General features: G+C 67.2%; 15 protein-coding genes. 10 read left to right on the top strand and 5 right to left on the bottom strand.

The features are described from left to right. From AC1DEM_RS02680 to AC1DEM_RS02665, 4 genes are all read left to right on the top strand, one after another. Complete coding sequence (locus AC1DEM_RS02680; RefSeq protein ID WP_476882992.1) at positions 1-1,005, top strand: ABC transporter permease; 1,005 nt, start codon at positions 1-3, stop codon at positions 1,003-1,005. Further along, complete coding sequence (locus AC1DEM_RS02675) at positions 1,002-3,170, top strand: dipeptide ABC transporter ATP-binding protein (protein WP_476882991.1); 2,169 nt, start codon at positions 1,002-1,004, stop codon at positions 3,168-3,170. The genes AC1DEM_RS02680 and AC1DEM_RS02675 overlap by 4 nt, the downstream gene beginning before the upstream one ends. A gap of 87 nt (positions 3,171-3,257) precedes the next feature. Further along, positions 3,258-4,955 (top strand): ABC transporter family substrate-binding protein, encoded by a 1,698-nt coding sequence (locus tag AC1DEM_RS02670; protein ID WP_476882990.1) that lies wholly within the window; start codon positions 3,258-3,260, stop codon positions 4,953-4,955. Positions 4,956-5,110: 155 nt separating this feature from the next. Further along, complete coding sequence (locus tag AC1DEM_RS02665; protein WP_476882989.1) at positions 5,111-6,166, top strand: Gfo/Idh/MocA family protein; 1,056 nt, start codon at positions 5,111-5,113, stop codon at positions 6,164-6,166. A gap of 101 nt (positions 6,167-6,267) precedes the next feature. Here AC1DEM_RS02665 and ald read toward each other — a convergent pair whose 3' ends face one another. After that, on the bottom strand, positions 6,268-7,386 hold the full coding sequence (gene ald, locus AC1DEM_RS02660) for an alanine dehydrogenase (RefSeq protein ID WP_476882988.1): 1,119 nt from the start codon (positions 7,384-7,386) through the stop codon (positions 6,268-6,270). Between the two features lie 244 nt (positions 7,387-7,630). Here ald and AC1DEM_RS02655 point away from each other — a divergent pair, with 244 nt between their 5' ends. Beyond that, positions 7,631-8,851, top strand: coding sequence for a PucR family transcriptional regulator (locus AC1DEM_RS02655; protein WP_476882987.1), 1,221 nt, complete (start codon positions 7,631-7,633; stop codon positions 8,849-8,851). A 28-nt stretch (positions 8,852-8,879) separates the two neighbouring features. On the opposite strand, the gene AC1DEM_RS02650 is transcribed toward AC1DEM_RS02655, so the two are convergent. From AC1DEM_RS02650 to ptsP, 3 genes are all read right to left on the bottom strand, one after another. Further along, on the bottom strand, positions 8,880-9,131 hold the full coding sequence (locus tag AC1DEM_RS02650; RefSeq protein WP_476882986.1) for a hypothetical protein: 252 nt from the start codon (positions 9,129-9,131) through the stop codon (positions 8,880-8,882). Between the two features lie 92 nt (positions 9,132-9,223). Continuing rightward, on the bottom strand, positions 9,224-9,658 hold the full coding sequence (locus tag AC1DEM_RS02645; protein ID WP_476882985.1) for a helix-turn-helix domain-containing protein: 435 nt from the start codon (positions 9,656-9,658) through the stop codon (positions 9,224-9,226). A gap of 93 nt (positions 9,659-9,751) precedes the next feature. Continuing rightward, positions 9,752-11,437: a phosphoenolpyruvate--protein phosphotransferase gene (gene ptsP, locus AC1DEM_RS02640; RefSeq protein ID WP_476882984.1), complete on the bottom strand. Its 1,686-nt coding sequence runs from the start codon at positions 11,435-11,437 to the stop codon at positions 9,752-9,754. 185 nt (positions 11,438-11,622) lie between these two features. On the opposite strand from ptsP, the gene AC1DEM_RS02635 reads away from it, so the two are divergent. From AC1DEM_RS02635 to AC1DEM_RS02615, 5 genes are all read left to right on the top strand, one after another. Then, positions 11,623-12,351 (top strand): TetR/AcrR family transcriptional regulator, encoded by a 729-nt coding sequence (locus AC1DEM_RS02635; protein WP_476882983.1) that lies wholly within the window; start codon positions 11,623-11,625, stop codon positions 12,349-12,351. A gap of 58 nt (positions 12,352-12,409) precedes the next feature. Beyond that, on the top strand, positions 12,410-14,401 hold the full coding sequence (locus AC1DEM_RS02630; protein ID WP_476882982.1) for a PTS mannitol transporter subunit IICBA: 1,992 nt from the start codon (positions 12,410-12,412) through the stop codon (positions 14,399-14,401). Continuing rightward, positions 14,401-15,549: a mannitol-1-phosphate 5-dehydrogenase gene (locus AC1DEM_RS02625; RefSeq protein ID WP_476882981.1), complete on the top strand. Its 1,149-nt coding sequence runs from the start codon at positions 14,401-14,403 to the stop codon at positions 15,547-15,549. The genes AC1DEM_RS02630 and AC1DEM_RS02625 overlap by 1 nt, the downstream gene beginning before the upstream one ends. A gap of 178 nt (positions 15,550-15,727) precedes the next feature. Continuing rightward, entirely contained in the window at positions 15,728-16,213 is a 486-nt protein-coding gene (locus AC1DEM_RS02620) for a MarR family winged helix-turn-helix transcriptional regulator (protein WP_476882980.1), read from the top strand. 37 nt (positions 16,214-16,250) lie between these two features. Further along, the gene (locus tag AC1DEM_RS02615; RefSeq protein ID WP_476882979.1) at positions 16,251-17,477 is read left to right on the top strand and encodes an MFS transporter; all 1,227 of its coding nucleotides are present in this window, start codon (positions 16,251-16,253) and stop codon (positions 17,475-17,477) included. Between the two features lie 27 nt (positions 17,478-17,504). Here the strand turns inward: AC1DEM_RS02615 and AC1DEM_RS02610 are convergent, their stop codons facing one another. After that, positions 17,505-18,956: a sugar porter family MFS transporter gene (locus AC1DEM_RS02610; RefSeq protein ID WP_476882978.1), complete on the bottom strand. Its 1,452-nt coding sequence runs from the start codon at positions 18,954-18,956 to the stop codon at positions 17,505-17,507. Positions 18,957-19,197: the final 241 nt, after the last annotated feature.

Below are 19,197 nucleotides of genomic sequence, written 5' to 3'. Positions count from 1 at the left end.
ATGACCAACCTCAACACCATTGACCCGGCCGCCATTCTCGACGAGGGAAAGCTCGAAAACGACGACGTCGTGATCGGCAAGTCGCGGATCATCCTGCGGCGCTTCCTGCGCAACCGGACAGCCGTCGCCGGCCTGGTCATCTTCCTGACCCTGACCCTCTTCTCCTTCATCGGCGGGTTTTTCAGCAGCTGGGACAAGGAGGCCATCGACCCGTTCAACATCGGCATGCCGCCCTCCGCGGAGCATCTGCTGGGCACCTCCCAGGCCGGGATTGACCTCTACGCCCTGACTGTCGAAGGCACCAGGGTGTCCATCCTGATCGGCGTCGTCGTCGGCCTCGTCTCGGTGCTGATCGCCGCCGTCTACGGCTGCACCATGGCGTACTTCGGCCGCAAGGTGGACAAGGTCATGCTGTTCATCCTCGAAGCCCTGATCATGATGCCGGCCCTGCTGGTGGTCGCGGTGGCAACGAGTGGCGGCGCCAACGGCCTCAAGAACGCCGTCCCAAGCTGGCTGCTGCTCATCATCGTGCTGCTGGTTTTCAGCTGGATGGGCACCGCGCGCCTGATCAGGTCCCTGTCGCTGTCGCTCATGCAGCGTGACTTCGTCAAGGCCGCCCAGTACATGGGCATCCCGCCGCGCCGGATCGTCTGGCGCCACCTCGTGCCGAACATCGGCTCCCTGCTGGTCCTGGAAGTCACCCGCGGGGTCACCGGCGCCATCCTCGCCGAAGTCGCGTTTTCCTTCATCGGCATCGGCATCAAGGTCCCGGACGTGAGCCTGGGCGTGCTGATCGGCCAGTCCACCTCCCAGGTCTCCACCTTTCCGTGGATGTTCTGGGCTCCCCTGATCGTGATGTTCCTGCTGACCGGCTCGCTGGCCATGATGAACGATGGCCTCCGCGACGCGTTCGACCCCAGCTCCAGCTCCGTTGGCCGCGCCAAGCGGGGGCGCCCCCGAATCGGCCGAGCCGTGACCGGCAAGACACAGAAGACGAGCAAATGACCAGCAATACCACCGCCCCGGCTACCGCCCAGAGCACCGCCGAGCGTCTCAGCGTCGCCGGGCTGCACGCCCCCACCGACGCAGTCCTCTCCGTCCGCGACCTCAACGTCCGCTTCAACACGGAAAACGGCGTGGTGCACGCCGTACGCGGCATCGACTTCGACGTGTTGCCCGGCAAAACGCTGGGGATCGTGGGCGAGTCCGGCTCCGGCAAATCGGTCACGTCCATGGCGATCATGGGGCTGCTGCCCCCGACGGCGGAAATCAGCGGTTCAGTCCGGCTCAAGGGCAAGGAACTGCTGGGTCTCAGCGACAAGGCCATGTGCCGGCACCGCGGCAACGACCTTGCGATGGTGTTCCAGGACCCGCTGTCCTCCCTGACCCCCGTCTATACGGTCGGCACCCAGATCGTCGAGGCCCTGACCGTCCACAACCCGGCCATGAGCAAGCAGGCCAAGGAGGCCCGCGCCGTCGAACTCTTGGGGTTGGTCGGCATCCCGAGCCCGAAGGACCGGCTCAAGGCCTTCCCGCACGAGTTCTCCGGGGGCATGCGCCAGCGCGTCATGATCGCCATCGCGATCGCCAACAACCCGCGGGTTCTGATCGCCGATGAGCCGACGACGGCGCTGGACGTCACCATCCAGGCGCAGGTCCTCGAGGTGCTGCACGCCGCGCAGGAGGAGACCGGCGCCGCCGTCGTCATGATCACCCACGACCTCGGCGTGCTCGCCGCCATGGCGGACGACATCATGGTGATGTACGCCGGCAAGCCCGTGGAGACCGGCAGCGTCGACGACATCTACTACAGCCCGCGGATGCCGTACACCATGGGCCTGCTTGGCGCGGTCCCGCGCGTGGACATTGCGGAAAAGACCTCGCTGGTGCCGATCGAGGGCATCCCCCCGAACCTCGCCCATCCGCCCACGGGCTGCTCCTTCGCGCCGCGCTGCCCGCTGGCCAGCGAAGCCTGCCTCGACGGCGAACCGGACCTTCGGGCAGTGGCGCCCGGCGCGGGGCACAGCGCCGCGTGCATCAAGACCGAGGCCCTCGCCGACGTCGACGCCCACGCGATTTTTGCCGCCCCGGCCGTGCCGGTCTCGCGCTTCGACGCGGTGCCGCGGCACGAGCGCACGACCGTCCTGGAACTCCGCGACGTCAGGAAGCACTTCCCGCTCATGAAGGGGGCCCTGCTCAAGCGCAGGATCGGCACGGTGAAAGCCGTGGACGGGCTGAGCTTCGACATCCGCGAGGGCGAGTGCTTCTCGATCGTCGGGGAGTCCGGTTGCGGAAAAACCACCACCCTGCTGGAAATCATGGAATTCCACAAGGACCAGGACGGCGAGGTGGTCATTGGCGGGCTGAGCAACAAGCACGCCGCCGACGCCAAGGCCAAGGGTGCCATGCGCAGGGAACTGCAGATGGTGTTCCAGGATCCCACCGGGGCGCTTGACCCGCGCTTCACCGTCTACGAGGTCCTGGCCGAACCGATGGAAAACCTGGGCATGCCCAAGCCAGCCATCCGGAAGCGGATCCTGGAGCTCATGGAGCTGGTGGGCCTGCAGGCGGACCACGTCAACCGTTTCCCCAACCAGTTCTCCGGCGGCCAGCGCCAGCGCATCGGCATTGCCCGCGCCCTCGCCGTGAACCCCCGGCTGGTTGTCCTGGACGAACCCGTCTCCGCACTCGATGTGTCGGTGCAGGCCGGCGTCATCAACCTCCTGGACAAGCTCCGCGCCGAACTGGGCCTGAGCTACCTCATGGTGGCGCATGACCTCTCCGTGGTCCGGCACATCTCCAACCGCGTGGCCGTCATGTATCTGGGCAAGATCGTGGAGATCGGAGACGTCGACGCCGTCTTCGACAACCCCCGCCACCCCTACACCCGGGCCCTGCTCTCCGCGATTCCGGTACCGGATCCGGAGCTGGAGCGCACCCGCGACCGGATCATCCTCCAGGGCGACCTGCCCTCGCCGTTGGAGGCGCCGGCAGGCTGCAACTTCGCCACCCGCTGTCCCGTGTTTGCGGCCCTGCCGCCGGCCAAGCAGGAGAAGTGCCTGACCCTGGAGCCCGCCCTCGAGCCGGCCGCCGTCGACCAGCAGTTCGCCTGCTTCTACCCGGACGGTGAACTGGACGCGGACATGGTCGTTGTCCACGAAGACAACTGACTGCCCGACCGCCAGAACCCGGACCAGCACCACCAATCCGCCAGACCACCATGCATACACTCGCACGAAAAAAATGAAGGGGATCTCATGAAAAATCGCACCAAGATCGGCGCCATCACCGCCGTCGTGGCGGCGCTTGCGCTGACTGCCTGCGGCAGCGGCGGCGCCTCCACCACGGCCGAGAGCGCCAAGGCACAGGATGCCTCCGGCGACCTCAGCAAGCTCGTCAGCGTCAACGCCAAGAAGGCCTCCGACCTGCAGCAGGGCGGCACCGTGACGCTGCCCCTGGGCAACATCGGACCGGACTTCAACGGCTTCTCCAACGCGGGCAACTCGGCGGACAACACGGAACTGCACTACCCGATCGACGAGGCCGGCTACGTGGGCTGCTGGAAGCTGGACTTTGACGGCACCGCCAACCTCAACAAGAACTTCTGCGAGGACTTCAAGAGCGAGGTCAAAGACGGCAAGCAGACCATCACCATCAAGATCAACCCGAAGGCCGCCTACAACGACGGCACTCCGATCAACGCCGCCACGTTCGAAAACACCTGGAAGATGCTCAACGGCAAGAACAAGGACATCGACATCGTCTCGTCCGGCGCCTACGAGTTCATCGACTCCGTCAAGGCCGGAAGCAGCGACAAGGAAGTCGTTGTGACCACCACGCAGCCGGTGTACCCCCTCAGCGACATCTTCGGCGGATTCATCCCGCAGGCAGTCAACACCCCGGAACTGTTCAACACCGGCTTCACCGGCGAACTGCACCCGGAGTGGATGGCGGGCCCGTTCAAGGTGGATAAATATGACTCTGCCGCGAAGACCGTCTCCCTTGTTCCGAACGACAAGTGGTGGGGCGAGAAGCCGGTCCTGGAGAAAGTGATCTTCCGCCAGCTGGAGGCCAGCGCCGAGATCGCCGCCTTCAAGAACGGCGAAGTCGACATGGCGGACGGCCGCACACTGACCAAGTACAAGCAGCTTGAAGGCTCCAAGAACTCCGAGGTCCGCCGCGGTCAGCGGCTCTTCGCGGGCGGACTGAACCTCAACGCCCTGAAGGCACCGCTCACCGACGTCGCCGTCCGCAAGGCGATCTTCACCGCCGTCGACCGTCCCGCCATCCGCGCCGTCCGCTTCGGCGGCCTGAACTGGGACGAGAACAGCTCGGGCTCGATGATGCTGATGCCGTTCTCGAAGTACTACCAGGACAACTACCCGGTCAAGGAAACCGGCGCCGACGCCGCCAAGAAGGTCCTGACCGAGGCCGGTTACACGGCCAACGCCAAGGGCATCATGGAAAAGGACGGCGTCCCGGCGTCGTTCAAGATCACCAACTTCGGTGACGACCCCACCGCCCTGGCCACCGTGCAGACGCTGCAGAAGCAGCTGCAGGCCGCCGGCATGGAGGTCGGCATTGACCAGCGGGGCGACGCCGACTTCGGCAAGGTGGTTGGCAGCCGCGACTTCCAGCTCACCATCAGCGGCTACACGGTGGGCGCCGATGCCACCGCCGCCGTGAAGCAGTTCTACGACTCCAAGACCAACGAGAACAGCCTCGGCGACGCCGAACTGGACAAGGCCATCAAGGACCTCGCGTCCATCCAGGACGACGCCCAGCGCAACAAGGCCGCCATGGACGTCGAGAAGAAGCACATGGAAAAGTACTTCTCCATGGGCGTTATCATGAACGGCCCGCAGATCTACTTCGCCCGCACGGGCCTGGCCAACTACGGCGCCGGCCTGTTCCAGACGCCGGACTGGAGCGTCGTGGGCTGGCAGAAGAGCTAGTACCTGCCCCCTGAGCACCACCAAGCAATAAAGCACCACGGCCGAGGCCGGCGTCCCCTGGAAGCCTCCGGGAGGCGCCGGCCCGTTTCGCTTAACGGGCCCGCGGCGAAGCCAACCACGGTCCAACGACCACCGCGGCCGGTAGCCTAGGCATCATGAGCAACGATTCAGGCCTGCCCATCCGCACAGCCGTCGCCGGTTTCGGCCTTTCGGGGAGGGTTTTCCACGCCCCGTTCATCGCCGCAAACCCGGCCTATTCGCTGGATGCCATCTCCACTTCCGACGCCGGCAGGCAGTCCGCCGCCGCGCGCAGCTACCCGGCGGCCAGGATCGTCGACACCCCGGCCGACATTCTGGCACTGGCTGGCGACCTGGACTTACTGGTACTCGGCACGCCGCCCGCCACCCACTATCCGCTGGCGAACGCGGCGCTGGAAGCCGGTCTCGACGTCGTCGTCGACAAGCCGTTTGCCGTCAGCAGCAGCCAGGGGCAGGAGCTCATCGACCAGGCCGCGCGGCTGGGCCGGGTGCTCACCGTGTTCCAGAACCGGCGCTGGGACGGCGATTTCCTCACGGTAAAAGCCCTCACGGACGCGGGAGTCCTCGGCACGGTGACCCGCTTTGAGTCCCGCTTTGAGCGGTGGTCACCGGACGTGCCGAAGGCCTGGAAGGCGGCCGCGACGGCGGACGACGGCGGCGGAGTGCTGTTTGATCTCGGCACCCACTTGATTGACCAGGCCGTGCAGCTCTTCGGGCCGGCCACCGTGACGCACGCGGAACTGGAGACCCGGCGGCCGGGACAGCGCGTTGACGACGACGTCTTCGTGGCCCTGCGGCACAGCAACGGGGTGATCAGCCACCTCTGGATGAACATGCTCTGCGCCCAGCAGGGCCCGCGCTACCGGATCCTGGGCAGCGAGGGCGGCTTCACCAAGCACGGGGTGGACCCGCAGGAGCCCTACATCGTGGCCGGCGGAAACCCGCTGGACGCCGACTACGGCGTGGAAGATCCGGACTGGGCCGGGCAGCTGGGACGCGACGGACACCTGGAACGGCTGCCCACCGAACGCGGCGCCTACCCGGAGTTCTACCGGATCCTTGCCGCTAAGATCGCCGACGGCGGGGCCGCCTCGGCACTGCCGGTCCCCGTCGACCCCGCTGGCCCGCTCCAGGTGCTGCAGCTGATCGAGCAGGCCCGGTCCTTGGCCTGAATCGCGCTTAAACAACAATCGACTGCCCCGTAACTGCCGTTCTGGGGGTCCAAAAGGGCGGTTACGGAGCAGCCGATGCGGTGCTGGTTAAGCGGTGCCGGTTAGGCGGAGACCAGCTCGTGCCAGTCGGAGACGAGGGGCAGGTTGTGCGCCTCGGAGACCGAGCGGTGCGCAACCTTGCCGCCGGCGATGTTCAGGCCGGAGGCCAGGGCGGCGTCGCGCTCGAACGCGGCCTTGACGCCCAGGTTCGCCAGGGAGACGGCGTAGCGCAGGGTGACGTTGGTCAGCGCGTACGTGGAGGTGTTCGGGACGGCGCCGGGCATGTTGGCGACGCAGTAGAAGATCGTGTTGTGGACCTTGTACGTCGGTTCCTGGTGCGTGGTGGGGTGGGTGTCCTCGAAGCAGCCGCCCTGGTCCACGGCGATGTCCACCAGCACGGAGCCGGGCTTCATCCGGGAGACGAGCTCGTTGGTGACGAGCTTCGGTGCCTTGGCGCCGGGGATCAGGACCGAACCGATGACGAGGTCGGCGTCGACCACGGACTTCTCGATCTCGTAGGAGTTGGACGCGACCGTCTTCAGGCGGCCCTGGTACTGGGCGTCCAGTTCGCGGAGGCGGTTGATGTTGATGTCCAGGATAGTGACGTCGGCACCCAGGCCCAGGGCCATGGCGGCGGCGTTGGTGCCGGCAACTCCTGCGCCCAGGACAACAACCTTGGCCGGGCGGACGCCCGGGACGCCGCCGAGCAGCACGCCCTTTCCGCCTGCCGGGGCCATCAGGGAGGTGGCGCCCACCTGCACGGACAGCCGGCCGGCAACTTCGGACATCGGGGCCAGCAGCGGCAGGGTCCGGCCTTCCTGGACGGTCTCGTAGGCGATGGCGGTGACGCCGGAGTTGATCAGTTCCTGGGTCAGTTCCGGCTCGGCGGCCAGGTGCAGGTAGGTGAAGAGGATCAGGCCCTTGCGGAAGCGGTGGTATTCGGCCTTGACCGGTTCCTTGACCTTCATCACCATGTCGGCGCGGCCCCAGACGTCGTCGGCGTCGGCGACGATCTCGGCGCCGGCGATCGCGTATTCCTCGTCCGTGATGCCGGAGCCCAGGCCTGCGCCGCGCTCGACCAGGACATCGTGCCCGTAGGTGCGGAATTCGTGGACACCGGCCGCCGTGATGGCGACGCGGAACTCGTTGTTCTTGATCTCTTTGGGTACGCCGATGATCATTTATTAGCTCCAGTGGTAAAGGCCTCGTGGGCCTGGGTGAGCGGGGGATTCGTACTTCCAGAATAAATCCCGCTGTGAGGCACACGACAGGTGCCTCCGCCGTGCCCTGGGCGCCGGCCGCGTGATTCCGGGGTTTTTCAAATCCGCGGATAGACATTTGTCGAGGCGGCGGGCGTCAGGTGTCGGCTCGTGTCCGTCGCGGATGCATTCGCAGCGCGGCGGGCCGGGGCAGTAGTCTGGCAGGATGCAGCAGCAGGACGTGGAGCAGCTCGTGGAGCAGGTGGCGCAGCGGCTGGGCCGCGGCCTCTCCCTCGAGGACCTCGACGGTTTGCTCCTGGCCTACAGCTCCAACCAATCGCATGCGGACCGCGTCCGGGTGAACTTCCTGCTCAGCAAGCGGGTTCCCGTGGACGTCATCGCGTGGCAGCTCTCCCACGGGATTGCGACGGCGGTCCGGCCGGTGGTGGTGCCGGCCAACGAGGATCTCGGCATGCTGGGCCGTGTGTGCGTGCCGCTGCTGGTGCGCGGCTTCCGGGTGGGGTACCTCTGGGTCCAGCTCGCCGCCGGGGAACCAAGCGCCGCGGTCGTCCTCGCCCAACTGCAGGACGTGGCGCCGGAGCTGGAGCAGCTGTCCTCCCTGCTGCTCGACTCCAACACGGCCGAGTCCGAGTTCCGCCGCCGCCGTGAGCAGGAGTTCCTGGCTGCCTGCGCCGGCGAGGCCAACGCGGCGGCGGCCGTGGCGGGCTGGAAAGAGGTCCAGGGCAAGGGGCCCTGGCAGTTGGTGACCGTTCTGGACGCCGACGGCTGGGCCGGGGGCTCGGACCCCATCGCCGACACCCTCATTCACCGCTCCGCGGCGCTGCAGGCGACCATCGGGGTGGACGCGGCCCTGTTCAGCGCCGGCACCGAAACCCATGCGGTGGTGCTCTTCAAGGAATCCACGGGGCGCGCGGACCACGCCCAGGTGCTGGTGCACTACCAACTGGAACTCGCCAAACGCTCCGGGCGCACCGTCCGGCGGATCATCCTGGGCACAAGCGAGGGATTTGCCAAGCCGCGCGAACTCGCCGAGGCCTACCGGCAATCACGGCAGGCAGCCCAGGCTGCGGCAGTGGACCCGCATCTGGGCGAGCTCGTCGACTGCCGGGCCACCGGCGTCTACCAGCTCCTGGCCTCGGCCGGCGGCGGGGCGGGGGCCTGGGCGGACGCGGGTTCCGTGTATTTCCGCATGCTCGAGGACCATGACCGCAACCGCGAGCTGCTGCCCGTGCTGGAGCTGTTCTACGACAACGACGGCTCGGTCCAGGAAGTCGCGGCCAAGCTGCACCTGCACCGGAGCAGCATCTACAACCGGCTCGGCCGGATTCGCCAGCTGCTGGGCGTGGATCCGCTGAAGGGAATGGTGCGGCTGGAACTGCATGCTGCGCTCAAGGCGCGACGCTGGGCGGGACGGCCACGGATTTAGCGGATTCAGCCTGATGTGAGCCTGCGGCCTAGCCCTCGGGCTTGGAAGAATCGGTGTCCAGGGCCAGTTTCGCGTCCTGACCGGCGTCGGGACCGGGATGGCGGACGGCGCTCCGGCGGCGGGAAATCCGGCTGTCCACCCAAAGTGAGACCGCAACGAAAGCGACGCCGCTGGCCAAATACGTGGCGGTGATGTTCAGGCCCATCGCGGTTCCGAGGATGCCAGCGAGCAGCATGGCGGCGATGCCTGCCACGATGTGCCACCCTCTGAATTTACCCACAATTCAAGCGTAACCCGCGCGATATCAGTGTTTCCGCGCAAGAGCGGGATCGTTGCTTGATCCTTATCACTGCTTCATGAAGCATCCCTTCATTAAGCATCTGTGCACTCACCACCGGCACCCTCGTCGCCCTGGCCGGCCGGCGGCGCGGTGCCCATGCCGTTCTTCTTCTGCGTCTCGAGCCAGGCCATGATGTCGGCCAGCCGGATCCGCCGGTGCGTTCCGCGGTATTCAACCGGGATCTCGCCGCGGTCGGTCATGTTCCGCAGGTACGTGTGCGAAATCCCCGCAAGCTCCGCGGCCCGGGACGTCGTGAGCATCTCCTCGACGCTGCTCACGGTAACGGCCTCGCCGCGGCTGAAGCGGCCCAGCAAATCGACGACGGCGTCCCGCGCCGCGGGCGGCAGCCGATGGACGGTGCCGTCGACGAACACCGTGATGTCGTGGCTGCCGTCGAGGGCGAACCGGAGTTTCTGCGCGTCTTCGGCCGGGAGGCCGGCCGTCACCCGGGGAGCTATCAGTGCCATGAGTGCATCCTAGCGGCACCGGCGCAGCGGAAGGGCCCGCCGGTGGGCCGGCCTGCGGGCCCACCGGCTGCGGGCCGGCCGGCTGCCGCGCGGTTACAGCCCAAGGTCCTCCAGAACCGGCAGTTTTGCCCGGACCCAGGCCCGGGCTTCAGTTGCGCTCGGCGCGGACAAGGCCAGCTTGGCCAGCTCCTGCGCTTCGGCCAGGGTGACGGTCTTCAGCACGGCGGCGACGGCCGCGATGGAACGCGCCGTCATGGACAGGGTGGTGACACCGAGGCCCGTGAGGACGACGGCGAGGGCCGGGTCCGCGGCGGCCTCGCCGCACACTCCCACCGGCTTGTTGTGCCCCTCGGCTGCCGAGCCCTCCACCGTCAGGCCCACGAGCCGCAGCACGGCAGGCTGCCAGGGCGTGTTCAGGGCGGCCAGCGGGCCGAGCTGGCGGTCGGCGGCCATGGCGTACTGGGTGAGGTCGTTGGTGCCCAGGCTTGCGAAGCCGACTTCGCGGAGGATGGCCTCTGCCGTCAGGGCGGCGGAGGGGACCTCCACCATGACGCCGGGGGTCTTGATCCCTGCCGTGGCGCACAGCGAGGCAAAACGGGCCGCCTCCTCCGCGGTGGAAATCATCGGGGCCATCACCCAGACGTCGGCCTCGGATGCCTTTTCGGCCAGCGCGATTGCCTGCAGCTGGCGCTCCAAGACCCCCGGCGTGGTGAAATCGGTCCGGTAGCCGCGGACGCCCAGGGCGGGGTTGGGCTCGGTGGCGTCGGTCAGGAACGGCAGCGGCTTGTCCGCGCCGGCGTCGAGCGTGCGGAGCACTACCTTCTTGCCGGGGAAGGCGTCGAAGACGCCCTGGTAGGCGGCAGCCTGTTCCTCCACGGTCGGTTCGGTGTCCCGCTCGAGGAAGCAGAACTCGGTCCGGAACAGTCCCACGCCCTGGGCGTTCAGGCCGGCCGCGGCCACGGCGTCCTTGGCGCCGCCGACGTTGGCGAGGAGCGGCACGAGGTGGCCGTCCGACGTCGTGCCCGTCCCGTCAAAGGCGGACAGCAGCGAGGCCGTGGCGGCCCAGTGGGCTGCTGCCGCGCGCTGGGACTCATCAGGGTTCGCGGTGATGAGGCCGGCCGCGCCGTCCACGTACACCTCGGTGCCGTCGGCGAGCTCGTCGACCCCGACGGCGGCGACCACGGCCGGCAGGCCCAGCGAGCGGGCGATGATCGCGGTGTGCGACTGCGGCCCGCCGCCGGCAGTGACCAGGGCAAGGACCTTTTCCGGGTCCAGGGTGGCGGTATCAGCTGGGGCCAGGTCCTCGGCGATGAGGATGAACGGGGTGGAGGATACGGGGATGCCCGGCGCGGGAACCCCGCGCAGTTCCGCCACGATCCGGGCCCGGACATCCAGGACGTCCGTGGCGCGCTCGGCCATGTAGCCGCCAAGGTTGTGCAGCATTTCCGAGACGGAGGCGCCGGCCTCCCAGATTGCCCGCTGCCCGGACGTGCCGCGGCCGATCAGCTTGGCGGCGGATTTGAGCAGCATCGTGTCGGTGGCCATGAGGGCGGTGGCTTCGAGGACGGCCTTGCCGTCGCCGGTGACGGTCTCGGAACGGGCCTTGAGTTCGTCGTGGACGGATTTCGCCGCGGCCTTCAGTGCCGCCGTCGCGTCTTCTGCCGTGACGCCGGCGGGAAGCTGCTCTCCGGCGGGCGGTTCGCTGATCGGTTTGGGCATCTGCCGGATGGTGCCGATGATGCGGCCTGGGCTAACGCCTACTCCTGGGAAGTTCTGCACTGAAGGTCCTCATTCTCTGTCGTAGGCCAGTGGCCACTAAGCCGGTAAACCGGGTGCCGCCGCTGACCCTGCTGATCATCTGTGCCTGCGGCTGACGGCTACGTCAACGGGCGGGTCACGGCACCTGCAAAAATTGTATGTGATGCAGTTCATATAGCGTTGCTATAGGTGCTAGGGTAGCGGTTATGAGTAACGATGGCCAGCTACCACCCAAGGCCCGGCTGCTGCGTGCAGCCGCCGAGCTGCTGGCCAACTCGGGCGGATCCGCAGTCTCGACCCGCCAGATCACACAGCTGGCCGGTGTTACGGCACCGACCCTCTACCACCACTTTGGTGACAAGGAAGGGCTGTTCGACGCCGTCGTCGCAGCAGGCTTCGACGAATATGTCGCGGGCGAACGTGACTTCGCGCCCTCTGGCCAACCGCTGGAGGACATCCGCAGGATGTGGGACAACCATGTCCAGTTCGGGCTGAATCAGCCGGAACTGTACCTCGTCATGTTTGGCAATATCCGCCCTGAGAGCCGTCCGGCCATCGTCGCCGATGCCGAGGCCCTCATGGAGGAGATGCTGAACAAGGCGGCGGTCTCCGGCCAGCTCAACGTCCCGCCCAAGGAGGCGGCCAGGTCCATCCTGGCGGCCAACGTGGGCGTGACCCTCATGCTGATCGCGGAAAAGGTGCCGGAGCGGAACCTTGAGCTCTCCACCATGACCCGCGACGCCATGATTTTTGCGGTTTCCGCCGAGCAGGCCCGGGACAACGGTTCTGATGACAGCGGAAAATCCTCAGTGGTTGTGGCGGCCATCGCATTGAACGCAGCACTCCAGGCGTCCCACTCGGACCAGCTCTCCAGCTCGGAACTCAAGCTCTTCCTCGAATGGCTCCACCGGATCTCCACCAGCTCCACCAGCTAGCTCGGCGAAATTATCGGACCATCCCGCAAAGCAGCGGGAACGACGGTTAGGAATTCACATGGCAACAGATACAGTTGCGAAACCAAAGACCAGCGTGCGGGTACACGTCCAGAAATTCGGGACGTTCCTGTCCGGCATGATCATGCCCAACATCGGCGCGTTCATCGCGTGGGGCTTCATCACGGCGCTCTTCATCCCCGCGGGCTTCTTCCCCAATGCGGAGCTCGGCAAGCTGGTCGGTCCGATGATCACGTACCTGCTCCCGCTCCTGATCGGCTACACCGGTGGCCGGATGGTCTACGGCGTGCGTGGCGGCGTGGTGGGTGCCGTGGCCACGATGGGTGTGATCGTCGGAACCGATATTCCGATGTTCATCGGCGCCATGATCCTGGGCCCGCTCACCGCGTGGCTGATGATGAAGGCGGACAAGATCTGGGAAGGCCGGGTCAAACCCGGCTTCGAAATGCTGATCGACAACTTCTCGGCCGGCATCCTGGCCGCCGCCATGGCGGTCGTAGGCATGCTGATAGTCGGCCCCATCGTGAAGGCCTTCAGCAACGGCGCCAGCGCCGTGGTCGAATTCCTTGTGGCGAACGGCCTGCTGCCCTTCACCAGCATCTTCATCGAACCCGCCAAGGTCCTGTTCCTGAACAACGCCGTCAACCACGGCATCCTCACCCCGCTCGGCACCCAGCAGGCGCTCGAGCAGGGCAAGTCCATCCTGTTCCTGCTCGAAGCCAACCCCGGTCCCGGCTTCGGCGTCCTGCTCGCCTACTCGTTCTTCGGCAAGGGCCTGGCCAAGGCGTCCGCTCCCGGCGCGGCAGTGATCCAGTTCATCGGCGGCATCCACGAGATCTACTTCCCGTATGTCCTGATGAAGCCGATGATGATCTTCGCCGCGATCGGCGGCGGCATGACCGGCATCTTCACCCTGGTGGTCACCGGCGCCGGCCTCCGGTCCCCGGCCGCCCCGGGCAGCATCATCGCTGTCTACGCCTCCACCGCACGCGACAGCTACGTCGGCGTGACACTCTCGGTTCTGTTCGCCACCACGGTGTCCTTCCTCATCGGATCGGTGATCCTGAAGGCCAGCAAGGCGCCAGCGGAAGACGACCTCGGCCAGGCCACGCACCGGATGGAGGCCCTGAAGGGCAAGAAGAGCTCGGTTTCCGCGGCCCTGATCGGTGAGGGCGTGGGCGCCAGCGGCGTCGCCGTCCTGGCGACCCCGATCAAGAACATCGTCTTTGCGTGCGACGCCGGAATGGGCTCCAGCGCGATGGGCGCCTCCGTGCTCCGCAACAAGATCAAGGCCGCCGGGTTCACGGACGTCAAGGTCACCAACTCCGCAATCGCCAACCTCAGCGACACGTACGACGTCGTCATCACCCACCAGGACCTGACCGAGCGGGCCAAGCCCGCGACCGAAAGCGCCGTGCATGTCTCCGTGGACAACTTCATGAACAGCCCGCGGTACGACGAGATCGTGGAGCTGGTCAAGGCCAGCAACACGGAAGCTGAGACGCCGGCGGCCGGCACCGCGGGTGCGGCCCCTGCCGCTGCCGCCGTCGGCACTCAGGAGGCCCCTGCAGACGCCGAGCCGGACGCCGACACGGGTCCTGCGGGCATCCTGGTGGCCGAAAGCGTCATCCTCCACGGCACCGCCACCACGCGGGACGCCGCGATCGATGAGGCCGGGCAGCTGCTGCTGGACCGCGGCGCCGTCGACTCCGGCTACATTGACGCCATGCACGAACGCGAGGAATCCGTCTCCACCTACATGGGCAGCTTCCTCGCCATCCCGCACGGCACCAACGCCGCGAAGGACCACATCATGAAGTCTGCGGTATCGGTGATCCGCTACCCGAACGGCATCGACTGGAACGGCAAGGAAGTGAAGTTCGTGGTCGGCGTGGCCGGCGTCAACAACGAACACCTGCACATCCTGTCCTCGATCGCCAAGGTCTTCACCAACAAGGCCCAGGTGGCCCAGCTTGAGGCGGCCACCACGGTTGACGAAGTGCTGGCCCTGTTCGGAAAGGTCAACTCCTAGTGAAGGCTGTTCATTTCGGAGCCGGAAACATCGGGCGCGGATTCGTGGGCCTGCTGCTGCACGAGGCCGGGTATGAGGTGGTGTTCGCGGACGTCGCGGACGGCCTCATCACCCAGCTGGCCGCCGCAGACAGCTACCAGGTCCACGAAGTGGGAGAGCACCCCGCCGTCCGCACCATCGACAACTTCCGTGCGCTGAACTCCGGCACCCAGGAAGCCGATGTCGTGGCGGAAATCGCGACGGCGGACATCGTCACCACCGCCGTCGGGCCGCACATCCTGAAGTTTGTGGCGCCGGTGATTGCCAGGGGGATCGCGGCCCGCGCCCCCGGGCTGGCGCCGCTGCAGGTGATGGCGTGTGAGAACGCGATCAACGCGACCGACAACCTCAAGTCCGAAGTCGCTGCCCAGTGGGATCCGGCCGCCGGGTCCCTGGACGCTGGCGCCGTGTTTGCCAACACGGCAGTGGACCGGATCGTCCCCAATCAGGAAGCCGGGCAGGGCCTGGACGTCACGGTGGAGACGTTCTATGAGTGGGTGATCGACCGCACCCCGTTCACCGGGCAGGCGCCGGTGATCCCGGGCGCGACCTTCGTGGACGATCTGGAGCCGTACATCGAACGGAAGCTGTTCACCGTCAACACGGGCCACGCGGCGGCGGCCTACTTCGGTTTCGAGGCCGGCCTGGACAAGATTTCCGAGGCCATGGCCGATCAGGACGTCGCGGCCGACGTGCGCGCCGTCCTGGACGAAACCAAGGAGCTGCTGGTGGCCAAGCACGGCTTCAACCGCGGGGATCAGGAGGCGTACGTGGAGAAGATCCTGGGCCGCTTCTCCAACCCGCACCTGCCGGACACCGTCAACCGGGTGGGCCGTGCCCCGCTGCGCAAACTCAGCCGGCACGAGCGCTTCATCGGCCCTGCTGCCGAGCTGGCCGAGCGCGGAATTGTCCCCGAGGCGCTGCTCGGGGCGATCGCCGCGGCCCTGCGCTTCAACGATCCGGCCGACGCCGAGGCCGTGGAGCTGGCGAAAATCCTCTCCGCGTCCACGCCGGACGAGGCCACGGAGACGATTACCGGTCTGGCAGCGGACCACCCGCTCTTCGCCGCGGTCTCCTCCCTCATCGAGGAAGCCAAGGCCGTCGTCTGATTAACGCTAGCTGGGCCGACGCCGGAACTCACGCGAGTTCCGGCGTCGGCGTTTTTTAAGCCCACCCCGCCCGGTGAGCTATCACCTACGGTTGCTATTCGCCGGTTTTGGCCACCCAGAGCGATAGCAACCCGTCTTCCTTGACCATTAGGTAGCCTAACTGTTAGGCTACCTAACTATGTACGCCAGTGAACCGGCTGACCCCGGCCTTCTCGCCCTCGCCCAGGATTTCCGCGAGGCCCTCCGCCACAGCATCTACCTCGTGCGCCGTCTCGACGCCGACGGCGAACTCAGCGCCGCCCAGATCAGCCTGCTCAAGATGCTGATGGACGCCGCACCCGCAACCGAAGGCATCGCTTCCCCCGCCAGTGGAGTGCGGGTGGGAGAAATCGCCCGGAACCTCGGCGTCAAGGTTCCCAGCGCCACCGAGCAGATCATCAAGCTCGAGCGGGCCGGCCTCGCCCGCCGGGAACCGGACCCCAGCGACTCCCGCGCCGTCCGGGTGACCCTCACGGAAGCCGGCCTCGCCGCCGTCGCCTCCGCCAACGAGCGCCGCAACGCCGTCATGGCCGGCATCCTCTCGTCCCTCCCGGACGATGACCGCGCCGCCCTCGCCGCCGCCCTTCCGGTCATTGGCCGGATCAACGCGACGCTCCAGGCCTGATACCCAACCGAATTTCCCATCATTTAGGAGTTCCCCCATGCACGGCCACCCCGCCGACACCCTGCCGGCAGCCGAAGTAACCCTCGAGGCCGAGAAGGCCTCGCTACTCAAACAGCCCAAAGCGGTGTGGGCGACGGCCCTCGCGGCGGTGTTCGCTTTCATGGGCATCGGGCTGGTGGACCCCATCCTGCCGGCGATCGCCAAGAACCTGGACGCCTCCCCGAGCCAGGTGTCGCTGCTCTTCACGAGCTATTTCCTCGTGACCGCGGTCGCCATGCTGATCACCGGCTACGTCTCCTCCCGCATCGGCGGGAAGCGGACGCTGCTGATCGGACTGGCGGTGATCGTCGTCTTCGCCTCGCTGTCCGGCACCTCGGGCAGCGTGTCTGAGCTCATCGGCTTCCGCGCCGGCTGGGGACTGGGCAACGCCCTGTTCGTGGCCACGGCACTGGCCGTGATTGTCGGCGTCGCAAGCGGCGGGGCCGGCACGGCGATCATCCTGTACGAGGCCGCCCTCGGCCTCGGGATTTCCCTCGGCCCGCTCCTGGGTGCACTCCTGGGGGGCTGGCAGTGGCGTGCCCCGTTCTTCGGCACGGCCGTGCTGATGGCCTCCGCCTTCATCGCGCTCATCGCCCTGTTGCCCAAGACCCCGCTGCCCGAGCGGAAAGTCCGGCTCCGCGATCCGCTGCTTGCCCTCGGGCACAAGGGACTGCGGACGACGGCGGCCAGCGGACTGTTCTACAACTACGGCTTCTTCACGGTCCTGGCCTTCACGCCCTTCATCCTCGGCATGGACGCCTACGGGATCGGCGGGGTGTTCTTCGGCTGGGGCGTCGCGGTGGCCGTGTTCTCGGTGTTTGCCGCCCCCGTGCTGCAGAACCGCTTCGGAGCAGTCCGGGTCCTCATCGGCACCCTGGTCCTGCTGATGCTCGACCTTGTGGGCCTGGGCCTGGCCGCCGGGCACTCGGTGCCCGCCGTCGTCGTTCTCGTGGTCATCTCCGGGGCACTCCTGGGCGTCAACAACACCATCTACACGGAGCTGGCCATGGGCGTTTCGGATTCGCCGCGGCCGGTGGCCTCCGCCGGCTACAACTTCGTGCGCTGGATGGGCGGAGCCCTGGCACCCTTTGCCGCCGCGCAGCTGGGTGAGCACTTCGGCCCGCAGGTGCCCTTCTTCGCCGGCGCGCTGGCCATGGTGGCCGCGATCGCCGTGGTCTTCGGCGGGCGCCGCTACCTCACCGCGCACCAGCCGCACGTGGTCTAGCAAGCGGCGACCTCACACGGTGCCGGCTCAGGCCTTGGCGGACTCCTTCGCGGAACCCTTGGGCACGAACAGGGTTTCGGCCTGTTCCAGGGACATGCCGTTGGTCTCCGGCACCTTGAACATGACGAAGAAGAACGACGCCGCCGCGAACAGCGCGTACATGGCGTACGTCATCGGCAGCGAGGCCGCGGCCATGACGGGGAAGCTCAGGGTGATGGCGAAGTTGGCGATCCACTGCGCGGCCGCGGCCAGGCCCAGGGCGCGGGCACGGATGCGGGACGGGAAGATCTCGCCCAGCAGCACCCACACCAGCGGGCCCCAGGAGGCGCCGAAGCTGATGACGAAGACGTTGGCGGCCACCAGCGCGGCCGGACCCCACGCGCCGGGCAGCGAGATCGCGTCCCCGGACCCGGTGGCCGAGCTGAAGGCCAGGGCCATGGTGCCCAACGAGAGGGCCATGCCGATTGAGCCGGCCAGCATGATGGGACGGCGCCCGATCCGGTCCACGAGGGCGATCGCCACGAGCGTCACCAGGATGTTGGTGATGGCGGTGGCCACGGAGATGGTGAGCGAATCCTTTTCCTGGAAGCCCACGGCCTTCCACAGGGTGGTGGAGTAGTAGAAGATCACGTTGATGCCGACGAACTGCTGCAGCACGGACAGGATGATGCCGATCCAGACCACCGGCTGCAGGCCGAGGGCCTTGCCGCGCAGGGATCCCTTCTGGCCGGCCAGCTTGTCCTCGTCGATGGCCTTCTTGATGTCGCGCAGGTGCCGGTCCGAGTCGTCGTCCGGGGCGATCGTCTTGAAGACCTTGAGGGCTTCCTCGTTCTTGCCCTGGAAGACCAGGAACCGCGGCGATTCGGGCAGGGTGTAGGCGATCCAGCCGTAGACCACTGCGGGGACGGCGGCGGCCATGAACATCCAGCGCCACGCTTCCAGGCCGAACCACAGGGGCTGGTCCGCTCCGCCGGCCGACGTCGCGAACACGGCGTCGGAGAGGAGTGCGGCGAAGATGCCGGTGGTGATCGCCAGCTGCTGCAGCGAGGCCAGGCGGCCACGGACGTGGCGGGGGGAGATCTCGGAAATGTAGGCCGGAGCGATAACCGAGGCCAGGCCGATGCCCAGGCCGCCCACCAGGCGCCAGAAGATCAGGTCCCAGACACCGAACGCGAACCCGGTGCCGATGGCGCTGACGAGGAACAGCAGCGCGCCCAGCTTCATGGCCGGGATCCGGCCGTAGCGGTCGGCGACCTTGCCGGCCAGGTAGGCGCCCGCCGCGCAGCCGAGGAGGGCCACGGCGACGGCGAAGCCGGTCACGGCCTCGCTGAGGGCGAACTCGTCCTTGATCGCGTCGACGGCGCCGTTGACGACGGAGGAGTCAAAGCCGAAGAGGAAGCCGCCGACGGCGCCCGCCACGGCCAGCCAAATGACCCGTTTCGGCATCTTGGCGGCGGTCTGGTCCTGGGTGATGGTCATACGGCTCCCTCGGCAGTTCGCGTTCCACGGCCTTCGCCGCAGCTACCCAGTCTTACATCCGAGCCGGCGTGCCGCCTGTCACAACCACGGGAAAGTGAGACGAAACATACACTTTGAGCGTGCCGTCGGCTGTGCCGGCCGGACCCAAAACCGAAGGCATCACGCAGGGCAGGCTTCCGGCGTCGGGGCTCTCTCCGGAGCGCGGTTACAACGGCACACGACAACGGCAGGCAGTCCAAAG

The sequence above is a fragment of the Arthrobacter sp. 05T420 genome, from assembly GCF_056396305.1.
The sequence above is the reverse complement of the archived record's forward strand: the minus strand, read 5'-3'. Positions and strand labels throughout refer to the sequence as shown.

Excerpts from the sequence above, each read along its gene's own strand:
- AC1DEM_RS02680 (WP_476882992.1), top strand. The coding sequence starts at position 1 with ATGACCAACCTCAACACCATTGACCCGGCCGCCATTCTCGACGAGGGA.
- AC1DEM_RS02675 (WP_476882991.1), top strand. The coding sequence starts at position 1,002 with ATGACCAGCAATACCACCGCCCCGGCTACCGCCCAGAGCACCGCCGAG.
- AC1DEM_RS02670 (WP_476882990.1), top strand. The coding sequence starts at position 3,258 with ATGAAAAATCGCACCAAGATCGGCGCCATCACCGCCGTCGTGGCGGCG.
- AC1DEM_RS02665 (WP_476882989.1), top strand. The coding sequence starts at position 5,111 with ATGAGCAACGATTCAGGCCTGCCCATCCGCACAGCCGTCGCCGGTTTC.
- ald (WP_476882988.1), bottom strand. The coding sequence starts at position 7,386 with ATGATCATCGGCGTACCCAAAGAGATCAAGAACAACGAGTTCCGCGTC.
- AC1DEM_RS02655 (WP_476882987.1), top strand. The coding sequence starts at position 7,631 with ATGCAGCAGCAGGACGTGGAGCAGCTCGTGGAGCAGGTGGCGCAGCGG.
- AC1DEM_RS02645 (WP_476882985.1), bottom strand. The coding sequence starts at position 9,658 with ATGGCACTGATAGCTCCCCGGGTGACGGCCGGCCTCCCGGCCGAAGAC.
- AC1DEM_RS02635 (WP_476882983.1), top strand. The coding sequence starts at position 11,623 with ATGAGTAACGATGGCCAGCTACCACCCAAGGCCCGGCTGCTGCGTGCA.
- AC1DEM_RS02630 (WP_476882982.1), top strand. The coding sequence starts at position 12,410 with ATGGCAACAGATACAGTTGCGAAACCAAAGACCAGCGTGCGGGTACAC.
- AC1DEM_RS02620 (WP_476882980.1), top strand. The coding sequence starts at position 15,728 with ATGTACGCCAGTGAACCGGCTGACCCCGGCCTTCTCGCCCTCGCCCAG.
- AC1DEM_RS02615 (WP_476882979.1), top strand. The coding sequence starts at position 16,251 with ATGCACGGCCACCCCGCCGACACCCTGCCGGCAGCCGAAGTAACCCTC.
- AC1DEM_RS02610 (WP_476882978.1), bottom strand. The coding sequence starts at position 18,956 with ATGACCATCACCCAGGACCAGACCGCCGCCAAGATGCCGAAACGGGTC.